Source organism: Micromonospora sp. NPDC005197 (assembly GCF_040608295.1).
Classification (GTDB): domain Bacteria; phylum Actinomycetota; class Actinomycetes; order Mycobacteriales; family Micromonosporaceae; genus Micromonospora.
Window position 1 is genome coordinate 1 of sequence record NZ_JBEXHY010000079.1, and the last position, 25,335, is coordinate 25,335.

The 25,335-nt window shown below is 66.8% G+C and carries 17 protein-coding genes; 13 read left to right on the top strand and 4 right to left on the bottom strand.

Annotation, left to right across the window (positions count from 1 at the left end; all coding sequences use genetic code 11):
• Nucleotides 1-269 (bottom strand): glycogen/starch synthase (locus ABZU46_RS22345; RefSeq protein WP_354860718.1); only part of this gene is annotated, 269 nt, incomplete at its 3' end.
• A gap of 336 nt (nucleotides 270-605) precedes the next feature.
• On the opposite strand from ABZU46_RS22345, the gene glgX reads away from it, so the two are divergent.
• The 11 genes from glgX to ABZU46_RS22400 all read left to right on the top strand — a co-directional run bounded on the left by glgX (nucleotide 606) and on the right by ABZU46_RS22400 (nucleotide 19,818).
• Nucleotides 606-2,723, top strand: coding sequence for a glycogen debranching protein GlgX (gene glgX / locus ABZU46_RS22350; RefSeq protein WP_354860719.1), 2,118 nt, complete (start codon nucleotides 606-608; stop codon nucleotides 2,721-2,723).
• A 1-nt stretch (nucleotide 2,724) separates the two neighbouring features.
• Complete coding sequence (treY, locus tag ABZU46_RS22355) at nucleotides 2,725-5,028, top strand: malto-oligosyltrehalose synthase (protein ID WP_354860721.1); 2,304 nt, start codon at nucleotides 2,725-2,727, stop codon at nucleotides 5,026-5,028.
• Nucleotides 5,028-6,752 (top strand): malto-oligosyltrehalose trehalohydrolase, encoded by a 1,725-nt coding sequence (gene treZ / locus ABZU46_RS22360; RefSeq protein WP_354860722.1) that lies wholly within the window; start codon nucleotides 5,028-5,030, stop codon nucleotides 6,750-6,752. Before treY ends, treZ begins: the two co-directional genes overlap by 1 nt.
• Nucleotides 6,753-7,123: 371 nt before the next feature.
• Nucleotides 7,124-7,528 (top strand): CU044_2847 family protein, encoded by a 405-nt coding sequence (locus ABZU46_RS22365; protein WP_354860723.1) that lies wholly within the window; start codon nucleotides 7,124-7,126, stop codon nucleotides 7,526-7,528.
• Nucleotides 7,529-7,575: 47 nt separating this feature from the next.
• Nucleotides 7,576-12,513: an HD domain-containing protein gene (locus tag ABZU46_RS22370; RefSeq protein ID WP_354860725.1), complete on the top strand. Its 4,938-nt coding sequence runs from the start codon at nucleotides 7,576-7,578 to the stop codon at nucleotides 12,511-12,513.
• A gap of 838 nt (nucleotides 12,514-13,351) precedes the next feature.
• Entirely contained in the window at nucleotides 13,352-14,542 is a 1,191-nt protein-coding gene (locus ABZU46_RS22375; protein ID WP_354860726.1) for a helix-turn-helix transcriptional regulator, read from the top strand.
• Nucleotides 14,543-14,798: 256 nt separating this feature from the next.
• Nucleotides 14,799-15,989: a helix-turn-helix domain-containing protein gene (locus ABZU46_RS22380; RefSeq protein WP_354860728.1), complete on the top strand. Its 1,191-nt coding sequence runs from the start codon at nucleotides 14,799-14,801 to the stop codon at nucleotides 15,987-15,989.
• Nucleotides 15,990-16,115: 126 nt separating this feature from the next.
• Complete coding sequence (locus ABZU46_RS22385) at nucleotides 16,116-16,277, top strand: hypothetical protein (RefSeq protein ID WP_354860729.1); 162 nt, start codon at nucleotides 16,116-16,118, stop codon at nucleotides 16,275-16,277.
• On the top strand, nucleotides 16,264-17,409 hold the full coding sequence (locus tag ABZU46_RS22390; RefSeq protein ID WP_354860731.1) for a helix-turn-helix domain-containing protein: 1,146 nt from the start codon (nucleotides 16,264-16,266) through the stop codon (nucleotides 17,407-17,409). The genes ABZU46_RS22385 and ABZU46_RS22390 overlap by 14 nt, the downstream gene beginning before the upstream one ends.
• A 450-nt stretch (nucleotides 17,410-17,859) precedes the next feature.
• A complete protein-coding gene (locus ABZU46_RS22395; RefSeq protein WP_354860733.1) occupies nucleotides 17,860-19,425 on the top strand; it encodes an IPT/TIG domain-containing protein in 1,566 nt (521 codons plus the stop codon).
• 21 nt (nucleotides 19,426-19,446) lie between these two features.
• Entirely contained in the window at nucleotides 19,447-19,818 is a 372-nt protein-coding gene (locus tag ABZU46_RS22400; protein ID WP_354860735.1) for a hypothetical protein, read from the top strand.
• A gap of 83 nt (nucleotides 19,819-19,901) precedes the next feature.
• Here ABZU46_RS22400 and ABZU46_RS22405 read toward each other — a convergent pair whose 3' ends face one another.
• A complete protein-coding gene (locus tag ABZU46_RS22405) occupies nucleotides 19,902-20,876 on the bottom strand; it encodes an acyl-CoA desaturase (RefSeq protein ID WP_354860737.1) in 975 nt (324 codons plus the stop codon).
• A 682-nt stretch (nucleotides 20,877-21,558) separates the two neighbouring features.
• Between ABZU46_RS22405 and ABZU46_RS22410 the strand changes: the two genes are divergently transcribed.
• A complete protein-coding gene (locus tag ABZU46_RS22410; RefSeq protein WP_354860738.1) occupies nucleotides 21,559-22,560 on the top strand; it encodes a hypothetical protein in 1,002 nt (333 codons plus the stop codon).
• An 80-nt stretch (nucleotides 22,561-22,640) separates the two neighbouring features.
• Here ABZU46_RS22410 and ABZU46_RS22415 read toward each other — a convergent pair whose 3' ends face one another.
• Nucleotides 22,641-23,525 carry a S41 family peptidase gene (locus ABZU46_RS22415; protein ID WP_354860740.1) on the bottom strand — a complete coding sequence of 295 codons (885 nt, stop codon included), beginning with the start codon at nucleotides 23,523-23,525 and terminating at the stop codon, nucleotides 22,641-22,643.
• Nucleotides 23,526-23,609: 84 nt separating this feature from the next.
• Nucleotides 23,610-24,275, bottom strand: coding sequence for a TetR family transcriptional regulator (locus ABZU46_RS22420; RefSeq protein WP_354860742.1), 666 nt, complete (start codon nucleotides 24,273-24,275; stop codon nucleotides 23,610-23,612).
• A gap of 100 nt (nucleotides 24,276-24,375) precedes the next feature.
• Here ABZU46_RS22420 and ABZU46_RS22425 point away from each other — a divergent pair, with 100 nt between their 5' ends.
• Complete coding sequence (locus ABZU46_RS22425) at nucleotides 24,376-25,290, top strand: SDR family NAD(P)-dependent oxidoreductase (RefSeq protein WP_354860744.1); 915 nt, start codon at nucleotides 24,376-24,378, stop codon at nucleotides 25,288-25,290.
• Nucleotides 25,291-25,335 lie beyond the last annotated feature (45 nt).

Here is a 25,335-nt window from a genome sequence, read left to right on the forward strand (position 1 = left end):
ACGTCGTGGCCGGCGGCGGCGAGGGCGACGGAGAGGGCGTGCACGTGTCGGCCGAGGCCGCCGACGAGCACCGGCGGGTACTCCCACGACAGCATGAGGATGCGACGGGTCTGCGGCGGCACCCCGGGGCCGGCATGCGCGGGCACGATCGCGCCGGGCTGCGCGGACGGGCCGGGCTGCGCGGGAAGCTGCGGCCGAAAGGTCAGGGTGGGCCGGTGAGCCCGGTCCTTGGTGGCAGCGAGCTGCTCATCGACCCGCAGGGTCGTCACATCAATCTCCGTCCATGCATGGTGGTGCGCGCCGGCGTCAGTGGCGGCGGAGTGAGAGGTGGAAAGGGTGGCCGAGGGCCGAGTGAGGTCGCGCGCGGGACGCGTGCCCCCCCGACAAGCAAAAGGCATCGGGCCGCGGAACGCACCTTGAAAGCCTCCATGGTGACGGAAGACACCTGAGGGTGTAGCGCGCATCAGACAGGTGGATTCCGGTCATCGCCTGAAAGGATGGATTGGCGCACCGGGGGGCAGGGCAATACCGGCGTGCGCGCGGGCGGCCTGTCGTCGGCGCGCTCGTGGCGCGGTGCGCACATGACCATGGTCTGAAGGAGCGACATGCAGGTCTGGCCGGGCGAGCGGTATCCCCTGGGCGCCACCTACGACGGGATGGGCACCAACTTCGCCATCTTCTCCGAGGTGGCCGAGCGGATCGAACTCTGCCTCTTCGACGAGTGGGACACCGGCGCCGAGCGCCGCGTCGAGCTGCGCGAGGTGGACGCCTACGTCTGGCACGCGTACCTGCCGGGCATCGAGCCGGGGCAGCGCTACGGCTACCGGGTGTACGGGCCGTACGACCCGGCGAACGGGCTGCGCTGCAACCCGCACAAGCTGCTGCTCGACCCGTACGCCAAGGCCATCGACGGTGACGTGACGTGGGACCCGGCGGTGTACGACTACGACATGGCCGACCCGGAGCGGATGAACGAGAGCGACTCGGCGCCGTTCATGCCGAAGTCGGTGGTGGTCAACCCGTACTTCGACTGGGGCAACGACAAGCCGCCGCGTACGCCGTACCACCACTCGGTGATCTACGAGGCGCACGTGCGCGGGCTGACCATGCGCCACCCGGACATCCCGGAGGAGCTGCGCGGCACGTACGCGGGCATCGCCTCCCCGCCGATGATCGAGCACCTGACCCGGCTCGGGGTGACGGCGATCGAGCTGATGCCGGTGCACGAGTTCGTGCACGACCACCGGCTCGTCGACCTGGGCCTGCGCAACTACTGGGGTTACAACACGATCGGCTTCTTCGCCCCGCACCACGGCTACTCGGCGCTGGGCCACCTCGGGCAGCAGGTGCAGGAGTTCCGGGGCATGGTCAAGGCGCTGCACGCGGCGGGCATCGAGGTCATCCTCGACGTGGTCTACAACCACACCGCCGAGGGCAACCACCTCGGGCCGACGCTGAGCTTCAAGGGCGTGGACGCGCCCAGCTACTACCGGCTCAGCGAGGAGGACCGGCGCTACTTCGTCGACTACACGGGCACCGGCAACAGCCTCAACGTCCGCAGCCCGCACTCGCTGCAACTGATCATGGATTCGCTGCGGTACTGGGTGACCGAGATGCACGTCGACGGCTTCCGGTTCGACCTGGCGGCCACCCTGGCCCGCGAGTTCTACGAGGTGGATCGGCTGTCGACCTTCTTCGAGGTGGTCCAGCAGGACCCGGTGGTCAGCCAGGTCAAGCTGATCGCCGAGCCGTGGGACGTCGGCCCCGGCGGCTACCAGGTGGGCAACTTCCCGCCGCTGTGGACCGAGTGGAACGGCAAGTACCGCGACACGGTGCGGGACTTCTGGCGCGGCGAGCCGGCCACCCTCGCCGAGTTCGCGTCACGGATCTCCGGCTCCGCCGACCTCTACCAGGACGACGGCCGCCGCCCGTTCCACAGCATCAACTTCGTCACCGTGCACGACGGGTTCACCCTCAACGACCTGGTGTCGTACAACGACAAGCACAACGAGGCCAACGGCGAGGAGAACCGGGACGGCGAGAGCCACAACCGGTCCTGGAACTGCGGCGTGGAGGGCGACACCGACGACGACGCGGTGCTCGCCCTGCGGGCCAAGCAGCGGCGCAACTTCCTGGCCACCCTGATGCTCTCGCAGGGCGTGCCGATGATCGGCCACGGCGACGAGCTGGGCCGCACCCAGCACGGCAACAACAACGCCTACTGCCAGGACAGCGAGCTGGCCTGGATCGACTGGGACAACGTCGACGAACAGCTGCTGGACTTCGTCCGTACGCTCACCGAGTTCCGCAAGCGGCACCAGGTGTTCCGCCGCCGCCGGTTCTTCACCGGTCTGCCGGTGGGTGGGCGCGGCACCGACGAGCCGCTGCCCGACCTGGCCTGGCACACCCCCGACGGGCGGGAGATGACCGGCGAGGACTGGGGCAACGACTTCGGCCGCTCGGTGGCGCTGTTCGTCAACGGTGAGGGCATCCGCGAGCGCGGCCAGTACGGCCAGAAACACCACGACGCCTCGTTCCTGCTCTGCTTCAACGCCCACGACGCGCCGTTGGACTTCACGATGCCCGGCAGCGAGTACGGCCAGAAGTGGGAACGGGTGATCAGCACTGCCGAACCCGAGCCCGACGACGCCACGGTGATCAGCGCGGGCGGCACCATCCGGGTGCCGGACCGCTCCCTGGTGGTGCTGGAAAGGACGATCTGACATGGCCGCCACCCCTCCGCAGGCCACCTACCGCGTCCAGGTCCGTCCCGGCTACGACCTGGACGCCACCGCCGGCATCCTCGACTACCTCGCCGACCTGGGCGTCAGCCACCTCTACAGCGCCCCCCTGCTGGCCGCGACGCCCGGTTCCGCGCACGGCTACGACGTGGTCGACCACCGCACGGTCAACCCGGAGCTGGGCGGTGAGGCCGCCCGGCAGCGGCTGCTGCGGGCACTGCGCGAGAAGCGGCTCGGCCTGGTCGTCGACATCGTGCCCAATCACGCCGGGGTCGCCGTGCCGCCGGCCAACCCGGCCTGGTGGGACGTGCTGCGCCGGGGGCGCGACTCGTCGTACGCCGACTGGTTCGACATCGACTGGGACCGGGGCCGGCTGCTGCTGCCGGTGCTGGCCGACGACCCGGCCGCCCTGGACGACCTGAAGCTCGTCGACGGCGAGCTGCGCTACCACGAGCACCGCTTCCCGGTCGCCGACGGCACCGGCGACGGCAGCGCCATCGAGGTGCACGATCGGCAGCACTACGAGCTGATCTCCTGGCGGCGCGGGGACGCCGAGCTGACGTACCGCCGGTTCTTCGCCATCGCGGGCCTGGCTGGCCTGCGCGTGGAGGACCCGGCGGTGTTCGCCGCCACCCACGAGCTGATCCTGCGTTGGGCCGCCGCGGGGGAGGTCGACGGCATCCGCGTCGACCACCCGGACGGCCTGCGCGACCCCGCCGGCTACCTCGCCCGGCTGCGCGAGGCCGCGCCGGCGGCGTGGCTCGTGGTGGAGAAGATCCTGGAGTACGGCGAGGAGCTGCCGGACTGGCCGGTGGACGGCACCACCGGCTACGACGCCCTCGCCGCGGTGAACGGCCTGTTCGTCGACCCGGACGCCGAGGGCGACTTCACGGCGCTGGACACCCGCCTCGCCGGGCACCACACCTCGTGGCAGGACCTGACCCACACCACGAAGCTGGCCGCCGCCACCACGCTGCTCGCCGCCGAGCTGACCCGGCTGGCCGCGCTCGCCCCCGAGGTGCCGACCGAGCAGGCCCGCGCCGCGCTCGCCGAGCTGGCCGCTGCCTTCCCGGTCTACCGCGGCTACCCACCACACGGCGCCCGCTACCTCGCCGCCGCCCGCTCCGAGGCCGGCCGCCGCCGCCCCGACCTGACCGGCGCCCTGGACGCGGTCACCCGCCGGCTGCGCGACCCCGACGACGAGCTGGCGATGCGTTTCCCGCAGCTCACCGGCGCGGTGATGGCCAAGGGCGTGGAGGACACCGCGTTCTACCGCTGGACCCGGTTCGTGGCGCTCAACGAGGTCGGCGGCAGCCCCGCCCACTTCGGCGTGCCACCGGCGGAGTTCCACCGCTTCGCCGCCGCCCGGCAGGTCCGCTGGCCCGCAAGCATGACCACCCTCTCCACCCACGACACGAAGCGCGGCGAGGACGTCCGCGCCCGCCTCGCCGTGCTCAGCGAGCTGCCGGACCGCTGGGCCGAACAGGTCCAAACCTGGATGGAGTACGCGCCTCTGCCCGACCCGTCGTTCGCCCACCTGCTCTGGCAGACCGCCGTCGGCGCGTGGCCGATCGAGCGGGAGCGGCTGCACGCGTACGCCGAGAAGGCCGCCCGGGAGGCCGCGGCCTCGACCAGTTGGGCGGACCCGGACCCGGCCTTCGAGCAGGCCATGCACGCGGTCATCGACCGGATGTACGACGACCCGAGCCTGCACGACGAGCTGACCGAACTCGCCGCCGCCATCACCCCGGCCGGCTGGTGCAACTCGCTCGGGCAGAAGCTGATCCAGCTCACCATGCCCGGTGTGCCGGACACCTACCAGGGCACCGAACTGTGGGACAACTCCCTCGTCGACCCGGACAATCGCCGGCCGGTCGACTTCGACGTACGCCGGGAGATGCTGGCGCGGCTCGACGGCGGCTGGCGTCCCCCGGTCGACACCGACGGAGCAGCGAAGCTGCTCGTCGTGTCGCGGACGCTGCGGTTGCGGCGGGCGCACCCGGAGCTGTTCACCGGCTACCGGCCGGTGCCGGCGCACGGGCCGGCCGGTCGGCACGTGGTGGCGTTCGACCGGGGCGGCGCGATCGCCGTGGCGACCCGCCTGCCGTTGGGTCTGGCGCGCGCCGGCGGCTGGCGCGACACAGCCCTGTCGCTTGGTGTTAACGAGGTGAAGGACCTGTTCACCGGCCGGGTCTACAGTGGCGGGGAGACGTCGCTGGCCAATCTTCTGGCCGACTATCCCGTCGCTCTGCTGGCTCCTCTCCCCGCTGCCGAGGAGGCCGTTTGATGACCGAGTTTTCCGTCTGGGCGCCGGACGCCACGCGGGTGCGGCTGCGCCTGGCCGGCGACACCGACCACGAGATGCGCGCCGCCGCCGACGGCTGGTGGCGGGTCGAGGTGCCCGACGCCGGCCTCGACTACTCCTTTCTGCTGAACGACGAGGAAACCCCACTGCCCGACCCCCGCTCGCCGTGGCAGCCTGCGGGGGTGCACGGGCCGAGCCGCCGCTACGACCACTCCGCCTTCGAGTGGTCCGACAGCGCGTGGACCGGCCGGCAACTGCCCGGCAGCATCCTCTACGAGCTGCACATCGGCACCTTCACCCCGGAAGGCACCTTCGACGCGGCCATCGACCGCCTCGACCACCTCGTCTCCCTCGGCGTCGACCTGATCGAACTGCTCCCGGTCAACGCCTTCAACGGCGAACACAACTGGGGGTACGACGGCGTCTGCTGGTTTGCCCCACACCAGCCCTACGGCGGCCCCGACGGCCTGAAACGGTTCGTCGACGCCGCCCACGCTCGCGGGTTGGGGGTGATCCTCGACGTCGTCTACAACCATTTCGGGCCCTCCGGGGCCTACGCGCCGCGGTTCGGGCCCTACCTCGCCGAGCAGAGCAACACGTGGGGCCGCTCGGTCAACCTGGACGGCCCGCACTCCGACGAGGTACGCCGCTACATCATCGACAGCGTGCTCATGTGGCTGCGCGACTACCACGTCGACGGCCTACGCCTGGACGCCGTGCACGCCCTGCCCGACACCCGGGCGATCCCGCTGCTCGAAGAGCTGGCCATCGAGGTCGAGTCGCTGTCGACGCACCTGGGGCGGCCGCTGTCGCTGATCGCCGAATCGGACCTCAACGATCCGCGGCTGATCACCCCTCGGGAGGCTGGCGGGTACGGGCTGCACGCCCAGTGGAACGACGACGCCCACCACGCGCTGCACACGTTGCTGACGGGGGAGCGGCAGGGGTACTACGGCGACTTCGGCTCCCTGGAGACGCTGTCGGACGTGCTGACCGGCGGGTTCTTCCACACGGGGACCTGGTCGAGCTTCCGCAACCGGCACCACGGGCGGGCGCTGGATTCCCGCATCCCCGGTCATCGGCTGGTGGCCTACCTCCAGAACCACGACCAGATCGGTAACCGCGCTACCGGGGATCGGATCTCCGCCTCGTTGTCGCCCGCGCTGCTGCGGGTCGGCGCCACGTTGCTGCTGACCGCGCCGTTCACTCCGATGCTGTTCATGGGGGAGGAGTGGGCGGCCTCTACACCGTGGCAGTTCTTCACCTCGCACCCTGAGCCGGAGCTGGCTACCGCCGTGGCTCTTGGGCGGCGGCGGGAGTTCGCCGCGCACGGGTGGGCCGAGGCGGAGGTGCCGGATCCGCAGGACCCGGAGACGTTCGTACGGTCGCGGTTGGACTGGGCCGAGCTGGACAAGCCTGAGCATCGGGAGATGTTGGCGTTCTACCAGCGGTTGATCGGGTTGCGGCGGTCGGTGGCTGACCTGTCGGATCCTCGGATGCACGAGGTGTCGGTGCAGCACGGGGACCAGTACCTGCTGATGCGGCGGGGGGAGACGTTGGTAGTCGCCAACTTCGCTGGGCGGGGGCAGGGGGTGTCGCTGCCTGGTGTGGCTCGGCGAGTGTTGCTGGCTACGGGGGAGGGAGTCACGGTGATGCGGGACCGGATCGAGCTGCCGGCGGAGACTGCGGCGATCGTGGCGCTGTGAGGGCCGAGATATTCGGAGGGCCCGGTGTAAGCGTGTGGTCGAGGTCCCGCCCGCACAAAATTTCCCAGGCTGACAAATCTGGATGGGATCACCTCCTGAGTGCCAGCATTCCTGGCGTTAGCAATCTTCTGCCGACTCAGAGATAGTTAGCCCGACTGTCGGGAATCCATCAGGTGATCGATGGCAGTTGTCGAGAACAGGTGCCGAAAAAGGTCACGAATAGCCCCAAAAGTGACAATCGACATCGGGCACGGCTGGCCGTGCGGCGGTGCGAGCGGCTGAGTGCGCTCCATAGCGGCGATGCGCTATAGCGCGAGGTGAGTACGTTCGCTAAGGTATAGGCCGCGATAAGGTCCATGCCAGGAGGGATAATGTATTCTGAGCCTGAGTTAACAGGCGCGACCGCCGAAGCAACGATCATAGTCCCAGCTCAGCTTGATGACACGAGGGTCTTTGTTGCGGCTCTCGATCTCGACGGATCGGCGACGGATGGCCGAGAAGTCGACGTGGCGGGTGTAGAAACTTCCTTAACTGAAGTCGTCGCAGGAATACGAACCTTCGCTAATGCCGTTGCGAATGAATTGCGCGAGTCCGACGTCACGAAGGCGACTATCGAGTTCGGCTGCGAGATCGCACTGCAATCCGGATCGTTTTTCGCGGTATTAGGAAAAGCGAGCAATAAGTCAGCTTTCAAGGTTGCCTTGGAGTGGAGCCGCGCTGATCCCCTTCGAGTAGAGGTTAACGGCATTAGCGGATCTAAATTAGCCGAGGCTTAAGGTTGACACGCTCCGGGCTAACTTGGGCTAGGGCGAGGTAAGAGCTCATGAATTCCGGCGATGATTGGACGACATTCGCACTAGCCGCCACGGTTCTCATTGAAGTCAAGGACGGTAGCGAGAAGCGCCGACAGGGGACGGGCTTTTTTGTTGCTCCGCGGGTGGTGGCTACGTGCGCTCACGTTTTGGCTAAGGCGGACGAGCCGCTGCCGAAAAGTGTCTTCGTTACACCGAAAGCGCTGCCACATCGTCAATTAGAAATAGAAGTAGACGAAAAGCGCTGCTTTAGAGAAACGTCGGGGATCGATCTAGCCTTCTTGACCATTCCGCCCGGCGTCGATATCAATAGAACTTCCTGTGCTTTGGTTTCCGACGTGATGGCCGTAAAAGACGAGTTGTGGGCTTATGGGTTTCCACAAAATGGCTATGGAGGCGGCTCGTCAGTCTCTTTTATTTATCAAGGGCCGTCGCAGAAGGACTTACTCGACGAAACCACTATTGACAGAGTTTATGGAGCTCCCGTAGGCGGCGGCTATAGCGGAAGCCTCGTCGTAAATCAGCGCACTGGCGCGGTTTGCGGCATGATATGCACATCCGACCTCAAGGGAAGCGCTCACCTGCTCCCGGTAGTCGAGATTCTGGCAAGATCGAACGCCGCCGCATTAGCCCACGCGACTCTAACTATTCATCAGGAGTGGTTAAGCTCCCTTACTGATGCACAAATTCTGGCCGGAGGCTGGAAATACGCTGGAGCGATGCTTCGCGAGTATCTGTCCGCGATCAAAAGAGCTGCCGATCTACATCCATATTCCGGCGTTCTGCCCGGAATCGCTCCCCCGCCCCTCTCCGCAGTATACGTGCAGCAACTCTCCAACGCATTGAAAGGTAAAGCGAGAGAACGTCGATCTAAAGCGAGCGAGGTGCTGCCAGCAGAGGTAGCTTTCGACGGCCCTAAGGGCGCTTTTCTTATCGGTGTTGCGGGCGCCGGGAAATCGAGCCTATTTCGCGCAGCAACGCTTTCCATGGTTGAGAGATTTGAAAGCGGCATCGAATCAGCGATTCCCGTTTGTGTCCTTGCTGCGGACCTCGTAGGAGGCCGTTCCCTTCCTGAAGCTATCGCTCACAGCGTGAATGCCGACTTGAGTAGAGTGGGATCCAGGCGGACCTGGCCCCAAGAATTCTTCAGCGTCGCGCCCTTGGCCGGCTCGCGCTGGTTGGTGATGGTTGACGGGTTTGATGAAATAATGAATCCCGATCTGCGGGATTCCCTGATTAACAGGCTCAACGGTGTGCGTAACGACCTAGATGGCGAGGTGTATCAATTCGTCATCGCGAGCCGTCCCGACGACAAGTTATACAGTCAACCTCCGGAAAATTTCGACCGGTTCGAGCTTCTTCCGTTCAGCGATGATCAGTTGTATAGGTTCTCAGAAGCCTGGCTGCGCTATCTACAAGGGCGTTCAGGATCCGAGAGTGCGGAACTTTTCCTATCGCAGCTTGGCGCGAAGGGGCTCCTTGAGCTCGCCAGAACTCCACTGATGGCGACGATGCTATGTCAGCTGTTCTTCCTAGATCCAAAGAAAGATGTTCCAGTCGGTCGGCATCGAGTTTTCCACGTGTTTATCGGCCTGCTGGCTGAGCGGCAATACGCTAATGCCACCAACGGAATTAGGCAGCAGATCGAGGCCAATACCTTTAGGTATGGCCTCGATGCCCAGGCAGCCGGCGCGAAGTTACTAGAAGCGGCAGGGAAGCTGATCGGGCGCTTGGCCTGGCGGAGGCAGGAGGGGTTCTTGGTAAATGCGGCCGACGAGGTGACCGCTTGGACAACTGGGATCCGTCCAAGCCAGATCTCCGAGGACGCATGGCGCTCACTTGTTTGCGAAATGTTGCGAAGAAGCGGATTGCTGGTCGAGCGGCAAGGCGACTTTGTTTTTCTTCACAGGACCATTGAGGAGTTTTTAGCGGCGCAATTTGTCGCAAGCGACGATATTTTAAGTGCGCGGCAATTCAAGCAAGTATTTGGACGGCGTGCGAAATTCGGCAGTGGGAAGTGGCTCACTGTCCGGGAGTCCTACCTACGATTCCTGCTCGCAACCTGGCAGTATAGAAGAGATCTGCCCGGTCGCCTGGCTCTCCTAGTGGACAGGTCGGGTATAGATGGAGCGCGTCTCGTTTCGTCGTTAATTGCTGACGGCGTAACCATTTCCGAAGAAGTTATCGTTCATGCCCTCAGTGTCTGCCTGAAAGTTAGCAAAAGCTGGCGAGACTTCCATTCGGAACTTCGCCCTGCGATCGAGACCTCTTATCAACTTGATCACCTGTTTGCGCTCGAGCTCCTAGCTGAACTCGCGACTGACTCGCGACTTGACCATGGCGTTAGGCGTTGGGCAATCGCAAACTTCTCGGAACGCGCGAATAGCGTGCCAGGCGCTGCAGCGCCAAGCGGCTCTTTCGTCGCCAGATATGACAAGCTGGTGATGCGGAGTCTTGCGAATCTGGGGCAGTCCGTGCGCGACGATGTACTGGTTCCGCTAGCTGCGGATGTGAGGCTCGATGGTGTCGATAGGAGATGGGCAGCTCAGGCGTTAGTGGATGTAGGAGACGGGCGGGGTTTGCAGCTCCTGGAGCAGCTCGTCGAAGATGAGACAGTTTTGGAGTATGATCGACTGCTTGCGGCGGAAATCCTTGAAAAGGCTCAGAGCCTGAATGACGCAAAGACGCCTACGTCGACACATTCAAGGACTCGTCGAATACGTACTTCTTCGCTTAGGTACGTCAGGCGGGGCGGAAGGAAAACCCATCTGGCGACGCCCGAGAGCGAGTTCATCGGAAGATTGGTTACTCTGCATCGGAATGCGTATCCAGGCGCGGATACCAGGCTCCTGCTTCGTGCATTCGATTTCGCTCAGAGAGTTGGGACCGACTACGCGTCCGACACTGGAGTCGGGCCAATCGCTCCGCCGCTCCAGATGTCAAGGATCCTAGCTGAGATCGGCATGGATACGGCAGCAATCGCCGCCGGGCTGCTCTGTCACACGGGGTATACGGTTGATAATATAAAGGATGCATTTGGCGCCGAGATTGCAGACATAGTTGCGGGTGTGCAACGCCTTAACGATATTGCTGCGACCGAACATGCGGATGCACGGACCATCCAAGAAGCTCTTGTTGCCTTCTCTCGGGATCCGAGAGTTCTCATCCTCCTCTTGGTGGACCGTTTGCAGGACATGCGAATGAATTGGGCAAAGCCGCGCGTGGAGCAAGTAGCGATTTCCGAATCCGCGTCGTCTATCTTTGCTCCGCTTGCTGAGCGGCTTGGGATGGGAATGCTCCGTCGCGAATTGGAAGATCTTGCAATTGTCGTTAAGTTTCCTCAGCGAGCCGAAGAACTGGAGCGGCTTGCAGCTAGCTACGAGGCTGCCCTCGCCGTTTCTGTTAGCGAAATTGCAGATGAGCTACGTGTCAAGTTGATGTCCGCGCGCATTAATGCCGAAATCTCGGGGATGCCAGTAACCCTGAACATGATATACGAGCACGTTGAATCAGCGGGCATGCGGTTGGAGGGAATGCGAGGGGAAATTGGGATTCGGATTCAGGTCGGAGTCGTTCGGGATTGCTACGCTGCCTTGGGTGTCATTCATTCCAACTGGGCCCACGTCCCCGGCAAGTTCTTTGACTATATAGCCATGCCCCAATCTAACATGTACCAATCTTTGCATACGACGGTAACAGGATTGACGGGCAGGGAAGTGAACATTGAAATCTGCACCCATGCAATGCGTCGGGTTGCGGACTATGGAATTGCTGCCCACTACAAGGCTAATGCGGTGGGGTATAACCAGGGTGACTACCTTCCATTGCGGGATACAGGCGGATGGCGAGGACTGCTGCCTCAAGAAATAATGGGCCCTCACGATTTCCTGGCTGCAATGCGCTTCGACTTGTCCAGCCGAGATGTCTATGTTTTCACGCCTAAAGGAAAGATGTTCTCTTTGCCCGCTGGCTCAACTCCAGTAGATTTCGCATATGCAGTTCATACGGAAGTCGGGCACAAGTGTGTTGGCGCACGTGTTAACGGCAAGCCGGCAGCATTGGCCTCGACTCTTGCTAGTGGTGACGCTGTTGAAATATTAGTTTCCAATGCACCTGATGCCGGGCCTAGTGAAGGCTGGGCTGGTTTCGTTAGGAGCGGCAAAGCTGGCGCGAAGATTCGTCAGTATTTTCGCCGCGAACGCGCCAGGTCCAGGATTGAGACTGGGAAGGATGCTCTTGTCAAGGCGATGCGGGTCCATGGCATGCCACTAATTAGGATGCTGACCGCTGAGGCGCTAAGCGCTGTCGCCCGTGATCTGCGTTTGGCGAACGTTTCAGCGTTGTATGCAGCCGTCGGTGAAAGTGAGGTACCGGCGGAACTGGTGGTCGAGAAGTTACTAGCGCATTACAGTCAAGCGGATGGGCCGGTGTTGGACGGTAGATTTGATGCGCCTGTCGCCGCCCGCCCGCCCCGCAGCCAAACGCGCGTTGTACCGGATGCTGGCGTAAGCGTTGTCGGTTTTAGTGATGTGTGGATAACGCTTGGCCGCTGCTGCACTCCCATGCCGCCGGACGCGGTATTCGGATTCATCAAACGCTCGGGGAGCATTAGTGTCCATCGCGACGACTGCATTAATGCGGTTGACTTGAAGGTCCAAGCCGAACGGATAGTAGAGACAAGCTGGAAGAAGGACTACGTATCGACATGCTTTGTTGTGGTGCAGGTGGAAGCACTGGACCGCCACAGATTACTTGCGGATATGGCTCAGGTGCTTTCGGCGCAGAAGGTAAACATTTTTTCGCTCAGACATACCACCGCCACGGACCGCGTGGCAGTGAGTAGATTTGGGCTAGAGATCCGGGATTCCGAATACCTTAGTATCCTATTGCAATCGATTCGCGAGATTGGCGGCGTTTTCGACGTGTATCGAGTAACCTCTGGACTTTGATGGGCATTCGGTCGTTTCGGTGATTTAGTAGCCGACTTGCGGCGAGGGACCCGCAGGAAAAGAACCTGTCATGTATGCGCCTAGGGCGAGGGCTGCGGTTTGCTTAAGTGTCGGCTGCAGAGGATGAGGCTTTCCCTGGCCTTTTGCAACGGCGAAGTGATCGAAGCTGTCCCGGACGGTACGACCTTAGGTGCTCAAGGTGTCGAACCGTCAACTGTCCTACTGGCTCGATATTGGACGATCCTGAGCGCACCGGTGAAGCGCCGACGGCTCGACCGTGGAAGTTGTTGTCTATGACCTTGGTGACGACGACGAAGCCAGCAACCATGAGCACACTCGACACCGTCAAGAGCCCGACCGCGAGCTTGCGCTGTTGTCGGACAAGGCAGAAGGCGCTGCCGGTCAGTCCGGCAAGGGGCAAGGACGGCCGTGGGGGTCAGACGTAGCCCACCTGCCGGGCCGATGACTACGGGTGTGGATGCCGAGAAGCCAAAGAAGATCGCGACGTAGGCGATGGCGGGCCGTAGGTTGCCAAATGCGGTTTCCTGGAGGCCAACGACCTTGTTCCGGGTGTCCCGCTCTGCCTGCGCGCGGTCCTCGGCGGACATCGACTTGCGCGGCCTCCGCCTGTCCTGGTTGCTTCCCGCAGCCATGCCGCGACCACGGTAATAATGCCAGCAGGAGATCACGGAGCGCTGGGCAGCGTGATGGGCGAAGGCAGCCGTACGCTGAGGCACTCAGCGTCACCGGTGCGACGCTCTTCGGGTGTAGCGTCCAACCCTGCAGGGTCAGCGGTTCGTCGCGACCCCGTTCCTCTGCCTGGGGGGTGCGCACAGTCATGGTGAGGGAGCTGGACACCATCGGCGCCAGGATTCGGTATTGGCGGATGCGTCGTGGTGGCATGACCCAAGCTGGCCTCGCTGGCCTCGCTGGTGTCACCCAGCCGTACGTGTCGCAGGTCGAGTCGGGGCGCAAGACCATTGACCGTCGCTCCACTCTGGTTGCTCTTGCTGCTGCACTCCAGGTCACGGTGGCTGACCTGCTCGGTCAGGGGACCGAGTCGGGTGATCCGGCCCGCGAGAGCGCCGCCGAGTGCGTGCCGGCGATCTGGTCGGCTCTGATCGAGATCGAGGACGGCGAGCGCCGTCCATCGACCTACGCAGCGGAACGGCTGGCAGCCGAGATCGCCCGCGCCGAGCAGCTGCGCACCTCGTGCAACTACCCGGCGATGGCCCGCATGCTCCCCAGCCTCTTGCTCGAAGCCACCGCAGTAGGCGGCACTGTGCTTGTCCAGGTGGCTTACCAGGCCGCCACCTGCCTGCGGAACCTCGGATACCGCCACCTGGCCCTCAACGCCGCCCGGCTCGCCGGGGCGACTGCCGAGGACGCCGGAGATCCAGCTTGGATCGCGGCCTCCCGCTTCGCCTACGCGCAAAGCCTGCCGATCGAATCCGCATCGGTCGCGGCCCGTGCCGCTGACCGGTCACTGACCGAGCTGCAAGCCGACGCCGCCGACGAGCGGGTGCGACAGATGCTCGGACAACTTCATCTCTCGGCCGCGTTGACGTCGACGGTAAGCGGTCGTCTGGACGTAGCTCGTGATCACCTTGCTGAGGCGGCCCGCGAGGCGGCAACGCTCGGGGATCCCGTCGACGGGGCTGGCTTCAACGGCTGCGGGTTCGGACCGACCAACGTCGGGCTCTGGGAGATGTCCATCGCCGCCGAGCAAGGCGAGTCCGGCCGAGTCATTGAGTTGTCCCGCACGGTCCGGCCGCAGGTGCTCGCGGCGTCGATCCGCCAGCAGTCCTACTGGCTCGACCTCGGTCGTGCCCTGGCGGACGGCGGTCGTCGGGATGCCGAGGCTCTCGCCGCATTCGTGCAGGCCGAGCGGGCAGCGCCGATCCCGTTCGCCATCAACCCCCTTGCCCGGGACGCCGTGGTGACACTGGCCCAACGTGCCCAGCGCCGAGCCATCCCCGACGACCTGCGCCTGCTCGCCGGCCGCATCGGCATCAACCTGGCCGCATAACTTCAAGCATTGGGTCCATGTCGTTCAACCTGGCGACTAACGAGTTGAGGGCATCGCGGCGCGGTTGATGCACTCGTCTCACGGCCCGTCAAGACGTTAGCCGGAGTTCGGGCAGCGCCAGGCGGCGCGACGAGGCGAAGGTAGATTTACCCTCCCGCACTCAGCGTCACCGATGCGATGCTCTGCGGGTGTAGCGTCCAGCCGTGTGGGAGTAGCGGTTGAACGCCGCAATCCGATCCTCTACGCGGGGGTAGGCATGGTGAAGAAGCCGGACACCATCGGTGCCAGGATCCGGTACTGGCGGATGCGCCGTGGCGGGATGACCCAGGCCGTCCTTGCCGGGCTGGCTGGCGTCACCCAGTCCTACGTCTCGCAGGTTGAGTCGGGTCGGAAGACCGTCGACCGCCGCTCCACTCTGGTCGCTCTCGCTGCCGCACTCCAGGTCACGGTGGCCGACCTGCTGGGCCAGGGCACCGAATCCGGCGACCCGGCCCGCGAGAGCGCCGCTGAGTGCGTGCCGGCAATCTGGTCGGCTCTGATCGAGATCGAGGACGGCGAACGCCGTCCGTCGACCTACACCGCGGAACGCTTGGCGGCCGAGATCGCCCGAGCCGATCAGCTCCGCAATTCGTGCAACTATCCGGCCATGGCGCGGATGCTCCCGGACCTGCTGCTCGAAGCCGCCGCCGTGGGCGGGACGACACTCGCCCAGGTCGCCTACCTGGCCTCTACCTGCATTCGGCACCTCGGCTACCGCCACCTGGCCCTCAACGCCGCTCGGATATCCGTGTCCGCTGCCGAGGGCGTCGACGATCGAGCGTGGCTTGGTGCATCTCGGTTCATCTACGCGCAGAGCCTGCCGATCGAATCCGCGCGCTTGGCGGCCAATTCCGCTGACCGATCACTGGCTGAGCTTCAGGGGGGCGCCTCCGACGCCCGGGTGCGCCAGATGCTCGGTCAGCTTCACCTCATGGCTGCGCTGGCCTCGACCGTGGACGGACGTTCCGATGTGGCTCGGGATCACCTCGCAGAGGCCACGCGTGAGGCCGAGAGCCTGGGAGATCCCGCCGACGGTGGTGGCTTCAACGGGTGTTGCTTCGGGCCGACCAACGTCGGGCTCTGGAAGATGTCCATTGCGGCAGAGCGGGGCGAGTCCAGCAAGGTGATCGAGCTGTCCCGGACGATCCGACCGCAGGTGCTGAAGGCGTCGAACCGCCAACTGTCGTACTGGCTCGACATCGGACGCGCTCTCGCGGACGGTGGTCGGCGGGATGCCGAAGCGCTGGCCGCGTTCGTGCAGGCTGAGCGAGCCGCACCGATCCCGTTCGCCATCAATCCCCTCGCCCGCGATGCCGTGGTGACCCTGGCCCAGCGCGCCCAGCGTAGAGCCATCCCCGACGACCTGCGCCTGCTCGCCGGCCGCATCGGCATCAACCTGGCCGCATAACTGCCAGTAATCACCACATCACCAATCCGCCCTACTGTCCGGTTTGGGGCGCAAGCGCGTCCCGATGACCTAGCGCGGCAGTGGTCGATCCCGAGCACGGCTGCGCCCTTACCGGATGAGGCGGGGATGAGCGGCCAGGACGATAACGCTCCGGAGAACAAGGGTGAAGCTGCCGAGCGGGAGGCTGCCAAGCAGCGCATCCTGGCGCAGGCCGAGGCGGACCGCGTACCCGTAGAGGACACGACCCGCGCGGTCCCGGACCGGCGGTGGCGGCGTGGCCAGCGATGACCTGCCTATCGGTCGACGGGTGGCGAGCTGGCGGGTGCGGCGGCAGATGACCCAGCAGATGCTCGCCGACCGGCTGCGCAGGTCCAAGAGCTGGGTCGACAAGATCGAACGGGGTGTCCGCCCCCTGGACCGGTACTCGGTCATCCAGGACCTGGCCCGCGTCCTGCGGGTCGATCCAGAGCTGCTGCTCGGTCAGCCACGGAGCACCGCGGCGGGCCCGCCGGACGGGGTGGACGACATCCGGGCCGCTCTCGCCCGCTATGACATCCCGCAGGCTCCACCACAGACGGACGAGCTGAGACGGCAGGTCGGGCACGCCTGGTTGACCTACCAGCACGCGCACTACGGGCAGTTGGTGCGCCTGCTGCCGGGCCTGCTCGACACCGCCCAGGGCGCGCGGTCGGCGGAGCTGCTGGTGCAGGCGTACCGGATCACCTCGTCCCTGTTGGTGAAGCTCGGCGAGGCCGACCTCGCCTGGCTGGCCGCCGACCGGGCGGTGTCCACCGCCGCCGACGACCCCACCCTCGCGGCGACGGCGGCCGTCTCGGTCGGGCAGGCGCTGCGCGCGTCGGGCCGCGACCGCCTGGCCCTGGCGGCGACGCTCGCCGCCGCGAACCGCGTCCGGCCGCAGCGGTCGGCGGGGGAGTGGGCCGTGGGTGGGACGCTGCTGCTCCAGGCCGCGCTCGCCGCCGCCGGCTGCGGCGAGCACCACCGCGCCGACGAGCTGACCGACCGGGCCGCGGGCGTCGCCGCCAACCTTCGGGGGTACGACGACCAGCACCGCACCAGCTTCGGGCCGATCGTCGTCGAGGTGGCGCGGGTGGTGGTGGCGGCCTCGCGGGGTGACGCCGCCGAGGCGGTGCGGCGGCATCCGGCGATCGTGCGGCGGGAGGCGTGGCGGCGGTTGCCGGCCGAGTATCGGGGCGCGTACCTGGTTGATGTCGCGCGGGCGTACCTCCAGGTTGGCGACCTGCGCGGCGCCGCACGCGCCCTGGTGGACGCGGACAGCGTCGCACCGGCCGAGGTCCGGTGCCGGCCTCTGGCGCGTACCGTGATCGCCGAGGTTGCCCGGGGGCACCCGGCGCCGGCCGGCGTGGCGCGACTGGCGACGCTGGTCGGCCTGACCCGTTGACGGCCGGCGCTCGGCCACCACCTTGCCCGCGCCGGCCTCGCCGGCGGTGCGTGAAGGCACCCACGCAGATCGCCGGAGCCTGACGGCAGTCGCCAGCAGCACGCAGGGACATCCGGCCCCGCCCGGGCTTGATCAACCAGATCAGACCCACGGCGGGGCCGGATGGCTACACACCGGGGAGCACTTCGGGAGCGTCCGGCTCAAGCCGGGACGGGTCACGCGGGTCCGCTGGCCCTGGCCTCACATCATCCAGCTGCGGACGACTTCGCCGCGATTTCGGTGACGAAGTGTAGTCGTCCATGCGCTTTCGGTGGTTCCACCCATTGCGCGCCGCGCTCTGTCTCGTTTCGCCTTTGAGTGGCGTGGATCCAGGTTCCGCGCACCGGCACCTGGTTGAGCTGAACGGGGAAAGCGATGGGATCTGTCCGGCGACGACTGTCGGTGGTATCGGTGGGGTTACTGGTGGCTGGCGCGGCCGGTCTGGGGCTGGCGCCGCCGGCGCTCGCGGCCCCGGGCGACGCCGCTGCGCGGGGCGCGGTGCTCGACCTGGTCGGAGACCCCGGCGACGAGTCGGTCCAGGCCCAGGGCACCTTCGGAAGCGTGACCGCCCCACCCGGCGGCGGTACGGACGAGGAGACGTCGGTGGACATCACCCTCTCCGATCCGGAGAACGTGGTCGCCACCGGCACGGTCGCGGAGGTCACCGCCACCCGCGGGCCGACCACGTCGTCCGCCTCGTCCCAGCTCGCCAACTTCACGCTGAGCGTCCTCGGCGTCGAGGTGCTGGACGTCTCCCAGTTGGGAGTGACCGTCCAGTGCAGCGCCGGCAACACCAGCGCCGGAGCCACCGCCGAGGATATCGCGGTCTTCGGTCAGCCGATCAGCGTCCGTGACACGGCCCAGGAGTTCACCGCGAACGTCACCGTCACCGGTCTGACCAACGCCACCTTGCGCGCCGTCGTCGACCGTCAGCTCACCGGCACGCCGAACAACTCGGTCGCGATCAACGTGCGCGCGCTGCTCTCCGTCTCCGGGCTCAATGGCGCTGAACCGGTGCAGTTCTCGCTCGGGCAGGTGATCCTCGCGGAGGCCTCCTGTCAGAGCCCGCCGGCGGTGCCGCCGACGGCGTCGGCGATCTCGCCGAATTCCGGCCCACAAGCGGGTGGTCAACCGGTGACGATCACCGGCACCGGCTTCGTGCCGAATGCCACGGCGGTGAGGTTCGACGGAGTGGCGGCCACCAACGTGGTCGTGACCGCCGACGGTACGTCGTTGACGGCCGTGACACCGCCGGGAACGGTGGGCCTCGCGGCGGTGGTGGTCACCACGGCCGGTGGCTCGACGCCCGCGTTGCCGTACACCTATCTGGCCGACGGCACCGGCGCCGAGGTAGCCGGTCTGACGCCGGGCGAGGGGCCGCCCGCCGGCGGTACGACGGTGACAATCACGGGTTCCGGGTTCACCGGGGCGACCGGGGTGACCTTCGCCGGGGTGGCCGGCACCGGCTTCACCGTCAACCCGGCCGGCACCACGATCACGGTGGTGACCCCGCCGAACCCGGCGGGTCCAGCGACCGTCGAGTTGGTCTTCCCGGGCGGTACCGCGAACGCCGGCACGTTCACCTACCGCGCGGTCGCGGTCGCACCGAGGATCGAGTCGCTCTCCCCGGACAATGGCAGCACCGCGGGCGGCACCGTCGTGACCGTCCGGGGCAGCGGGTTCGTCCCGGGCCAGACCACGCTCGGTATCTGCGGACGGACGATCGCCGCGAGTGAGGTCACCGTCGCAGCGAACGGCCGCTCGTTGACGTTCCGCACGCCGCCGTGCGCGGCGGGCAAGGCCGAGATCCGGGTGACCACGCCGGGTGGTACGTCGAAAGAGGTCGCGTTCCACTACGAGGCAATCCTGCCGGTCACCGGCGCCTCACTCGGCATGCCCGTAGCGGCCGGCCTCACCATGCTGCTCACCGGTGCAGTGCTGCTCCTGATGACCCGCCACCGCAGGCAGAACGTCTGACCCGGCCGTGCCCCGGCGCAGATGCCGGGGCACGATCAGCACCGCACCACCTTCGGTCCGATCGTCGTCGACCTGGCGCGGGTGCTGCTGGCGGCGGAGCGGGGTGACGCCGACGAGGCGGTACGACGGCACTCGACTGTGGTGCGGCGGGAGGCGTGGCGGCGGCTGCCGGCCGAGTACCGGGGCGCGTACCTGGTGGATGCCGCGCGGGTGTACCTGGAGATGGGTGACCTGCGGGGGGCGGCACGCGCGCTGGTCGACGCGGACAGTGTCGCGCCGGCTGAGGTTCGGTGCCGGCCGTTGGCGCGTACTCTCATCGCCGATGTTGCCCGCGCGCAGCCGGCGCCGGCCGGCGTGGCGCGACTGGCGACGCTGGTCGGCCTCACCCGCTGATCAGCCTGAGCGCACCGCCCCGACCGGTTCCCCTGGCCGGCCGCAGCAGCCGAGCGACCAGGGGGTAGCTGGCGGAACCAGTCTCAGCGGTTGCCAGGTCGGGTCGATCCGGCCCCCATTGCCCGTAGGTGTGCCAGCCCTTGTGCCCAGGACTGAATGAGGGTGGTTTCGTGGTAGGCGATCTCGTGTTCCGCGCAGAACTGACGGATCAGCGGCTGGGCGTGGCGGAGGTTGGGTCGGGGCATGCTGGGGAAGAGGTGGTGTTCGATCTGGTAGTTGAGCCCACCGAGTAGTGCGTCGAGGAACGGGCCGCCGCGCACGTTGCGGGAGGTGAGGACCTGTCGGCGGAGGTAGTCGAGGTTGTCGGCCTCGGTCAGGATGGGCATGCCCTTGTGGTTCGGGGCGAAGGAACTGCCCAGGTAGAGCCCGAAGAGGGCCTGGTTGACCAGGATGAACACGATCGCCTGCGGAACGCTCAGGACCAGGAACACGGCCCCGAGGTAGCCGGCGAAATGCAGGACGAGCAGGCCAGCTTCCGTGCGTCGGCGCTTGAGTCCGCTGCGGCGGACGACCGCTCGGACGCTGGCGCCGTGCAGGTGGAGACCCTCCGCCAGCAGCAGAGGAAAGAACAGCGCCGCCTGGTGCCGGACGAACAGCGCCCGCAGGCCCCGCTGCGCCGCAGCCTGACCCGGGGTGAAGGACAGCGGAGCCACCATGAGGTCGGGGTCGCGGCCCTCGGTGTTCGGGTTCGCATGGTGGCGGTTGTGCTTGTCAACCCACCACCCGTAACTGATCCCGGTCACCACGTTGGCGCACACCAGGCCGACCACGTCGTTCGCCCGGCGGGAGCGGAAGATCTGCCGATGCCCGGCGTCGTGACCGAGAAACGCCAGCTGCGCGAGGAGCACTGCGACACCCGCCGCGGTAGCCGTCTGCCACCACGACGACCCGAGCCGCACGAACAGCACGCCCATCAGTACGAGACCACCCAGCACCGCCGTCACCCGCGCCGCGTAGCGGCGGGGTCGTCGGTCGAGGAGACCCGCGTTTCGGACCATGCGGGAAAGGTCGGCGTACTCGCTACCCCGGTCGCTGCGGGCGCCAAGATCCGTATCACTCAACGTCGCCACTCCTTGTCAGCCACGCCGATCAGCTCGCCGGCTCCGCCGTCAGCCATGACCAGGCGCTCGCGCAACGTCATCGGTGGTCCGACAGGGATCGAACAAGCAAACCGCCGCTGATGGGCCCAGTCTCCCTCACAGTCGTGCCTCCGCACGAGTAAACCGGCAGCTCACGATGACTGATACGCGAGCAGTGCCCGCTTTCGTGTAAGTCTGCCGATTGGCTGGGGGCTTCGTCCGTCGAGTCCGACAATCAGCACCGCACCAGCTTCGGTGACGTGCGTGGGGCGGCTCGGGCCCTCGTCGAGGCGGACAGTTGTCGCGCCGGCCGAGGTTCGGTGCCGGCCTCTGGCGCGTACCGTGATCGCCGTTGTCCCCCGCGCGCAGCCGGCGCCGGCCGGCGTGGCGCGACTGGCGACGCTCGTCCGCCACACCCGCTGATCGCACCGCCCTCACCCGGACCTCAGATCCACCGGGTACGCCTCGTCGCGGACTGAGCGACGAAGTCGCGATCCGGGACGGAAGTCCGACGTTCTGTGTTCGTCCGCTCACGGAGGGTCCAATCTGGAACCCGGCTCGCCGTGGGGGCGGTCGTAGACAGCGGACAGTGGAGGTTCGGATGCTGATCATCGCGGAGGAGCGGGACACCTACCCACCGAACGGTCAAATTCCCAACCTGGAGACCGACGAGAAGGCGTGCCACGACATCCTGACCCGGATCAAACTGCTCCTGCCCAGCGACCTCACGGGCGAGGTGGTCGGGGCGTTGGTGAACTGGTCGGCGAGCAAGCTGGTGCCGCACCGAAGCTTCGGGACCTGGGCCGAAGCCATCACCGCCGCGACCAGCAACGCGCGCAACGACATGGCCCTTGCCACCGACGACAGCCAACGGCAGCGTGACGAGGCTGTCGGCGGCGACGACCTGGCGAAGCTCAACGCGGCGGTGGCGAGCACGGGGCGGACCGACGACCCGCAGATCACGTTGCGCGACGAGAGCCGCAGGTGGGCGAACTGCGGAATGGCCGCGTTCCAGATCCGCGAGCAGTTGCGCGACAAGGGCGGCGAGCCCGTCCGCCTGTCGGGCCAGACCTACGGGGCGGGGAAGGGCGACGCGCTCAAGCAGGCGCTGCTCGTCCAGCCCGCCAACGCCCAGACCGTCCTGCTGCTCGACTGCCAGTTCCCGCAGGTGCACAACTTCATCATCGAGGTGCACCACGACGGGTCGCGCTACCTGGCCCAGGGTTACCAGGGCACGTACTTCGCCCACTGGTGGCTCGGAATCAACAACAGCTACTCCGGAGAGGCTCCGCCCAAGATTCTCGCCCTGCGCGAGCGGTACGGGCTGGGTCGCGCGATCAGCCGGGAGAACTACGAGAGCCTGCTCGACGGCCTGGCCGCGGCCATCTCGTCCGGCTGGCAGGAGACCGCGAATCAGTGGCAGACGTTGCCGTTCAACCCTGACCGGCAGGAGATCGACGGGATCCGCCGCCGGTCCGAGGCGCCGACGATCCTCGTCGAGGTGTTCGAGCTGCGCAAACCGGCGGTGGCTCGGGCGGCGCTCGGCGGTAACGGCGGCGCATCGCTCAGCGAGCTGGCGACCCGAGGACTGACAACCGCCTGACGCGGTGTTCCCGGTCGGCACCCAACCGGCCGGGAGCACGGAACCGCGGCGGGACCCGGAGAGAGTCCCGCCGCGCGCGCCTATGCGCCCGAGATGGCCTTGAGTGCCGTGTCGAGTGCCTGGTCGGCCGGGACGGGTACGTCGGGGACCACTCCGACGCCTTCCCAGTTGGTGCCGGTGACGCTGTTGATGGTCCGGGCGGTCGGCACGGTCACCAGGATGTGTTCGGTGACCGGGTGGCGGGCCGTCGGATGCGCGCCGCCGCGGGTCGTCTCACCGACGACGACGGCCCGACCGTGCGCCTGGAGGGTGTACGCCACGTCCTCGCCCCCGGAGAACGTCATCGCGCTGGTGAGCACATAGACCGGGCGGTCGACATAGCGCGGCGCGGGAAGGTGCGCGGCAGTCCAGAACTGGCGAGTGCTGCCGGTGGACCGCTCGTAGAAGTCGTTGAGGTGCACCTGATCGTCGCGGAAGAAGTAGCTGCACCACATCGCGGCTCCCTCCGGTGCTCCGCCGGAGCACGCGCGCAGGTCCAGGATGAGCGCGGAGCTGAGGGCGACCAGTTGCATGGCCGCGCCGATCGCAGCGGCACCTTCGTCGGCGTACGCGATGCGCCGGACGTCGATCAGCCCGACGTTCCCGTCCACCTGCTCGACCCGGCGGATCCCCTGGTTCTCCGCCCTGAGCAGCGCGAGGAACGCGGCCCGGCCCCCGTCCTCGTCCGCCGGATCGAGCGACTGCGGCTGGTCGGCCCAGAGCAGCCGCAGATGCTTGTCCGGGCACACCTGCTGAAGGTGAGCGGTCACCGTCTCGCAGAGCGCCGGCCCGTCCAGGTCGTCGTACTCGCCGGCCTTGAGGCGGCGCCGGATCGCGGCGTCGATGTCCGCGACCTTCGCAGGAAAGACGTACCCTGCCTCGATCCGATCCAGGGCCTGTTCGACTATCTGTTCGTTTGAGAGCACGGCGGGCCACGGTAGACCACGAGCAGCCTCGTGACCATCGAATTCCGCGCAGCCCCAGGTGCCGAGCTTCCGAGCCGCGTCGGACTAGGAGCGCGGCAGCATGCCCACGAGCGATGTGATGATGGCGAGCCGCAGGGCTGTCCGCAGGTCGATGTGGTGGACCGCGAGCGCCGGCTCGGACTCATACACGGCGAGCAGGCTCGGCGGCGGCGAGGTGTAGGCGGACAGCGCGCCAGCCATCAGCAAGGCGTTCAGGCAGAACAGCTCGGCGCGGTCGCCGACCTCGGGCAGGTGCCGCCGGATGAGGTCGGCCATCACCGCGAGGTTGGCCAGTGAGGCGCGCTTGTGCCGGCGGACCGCCTCGACCGAGACGTTGTGTTCGAGCACCCCGCCCTGCGCACCGAAGAGATCACAGAGCACCGTCTGGGCGGCGAGCGACCGGCTGAGCACGTCCGCCGTCTGCTCGGCCCGTTCCCGCGCGGACCCGCTCGGGTCGACGCCCTGGCCCAGTTCCTGCTCCAGCTCGGCCAGCCAGGTCGTCGTCCGGTCGTCCATCAGGTCGAGCAGCACCGCTTCGCGGGACTCGAAATAGCGCAGCACCGCAGTCTTGGCCAGGCCCACCCGCCGGCTCAGCTCGTTCAGCGTCACCTCGGCCACCGGCATCTCGTCGAGCATCGCCGAGGTCGTTTCCAGGATCGCCTGGCGCCGGACCGCGCGCTGCTCCTCGCTGCGCGCCCGCTTGAACGTCATGTCGCCAACCCTAACTTAGGTACCGCCGGTCTCTTGACAGTGTACCGGCGGTACTTTACCGTTCAGGCATAACTTACCGGCGGTACATTGGGAGCCTGAGATGAACTGGACCGAGCAGCAGATTCCGCGCCAGGACGGCCGGGTGGCCGTGGTCACCGGGGCCAACACCGGGCTGGGCTTCGAGACCGCCCGGCTGCTCGCCGAGCGCGGGGCGTCGGTCGTGCTGGCCGTGCGCGACACCGAGAAGGGCAAGCGGGCCGCCGCCCGGATGAACGGCGACGTCTCCGTACAGGAACTGGATCTGACCTCGCTGGACTCCGTGCGCGCGGCCGCGGCCGACCTGCGCGCCGCCCACCCGCGGATCGACCTTCTGATCAACAACGCAGGCGTGATGTACACCCCGAAGCAGACCACCCGCGACGGCTTCGAGATGCAGTTCGGCACCAACCACCTGGGCCACTTCGCGCTCACCGGGCTGCTGCTCGACCTGCTGCTGCCCGTGCCCGGCTCCCGGGTGGTCACGGTCAGCAGCGTCGGCCACCGCATCCGCGCCGCCATCCACTTCGACGACCTGCAGTGGGAGCGTTCGTACGGCCGGGTCGCCGCCTACGGCCAGTCGAAGCTCGCCAACCTGATGTTCACCTACGAGTTGCAGCGCCGGCTCGCCCCGCACGGCACCACGGTCGCGGTGGCCGCACACCCCGGCGTCTCCAACACCGAACTGGTCCGCAACTCCCCGGCGGTCGTCCGCGCACCGATCACCTGGCTCGCCCCGGTGATCACCCAGCCCGCTACGGCCGGCGCGTTGCCCACCCTGCGGGCCGCCACCGACCCGTCCGTCCTCGGCGGGCAGTATTACGGCCCCGACGGCCTGGGCGAGACGCGCGGCCACCCGGAGCTGGTCACCTCCAGCCCCGAGTCCTACGACCTGACCGTGCAACAACGCCTCTGGGCCGTCTCGGAAGACCTCACCGGCGTGCGGTTTCCGGTCGGCCAGGCGGCCTTCGCGGCGTGACCGTGCCACGAGGCAGGTGACCGGTCGCGGCGAGGCCCGAACGGG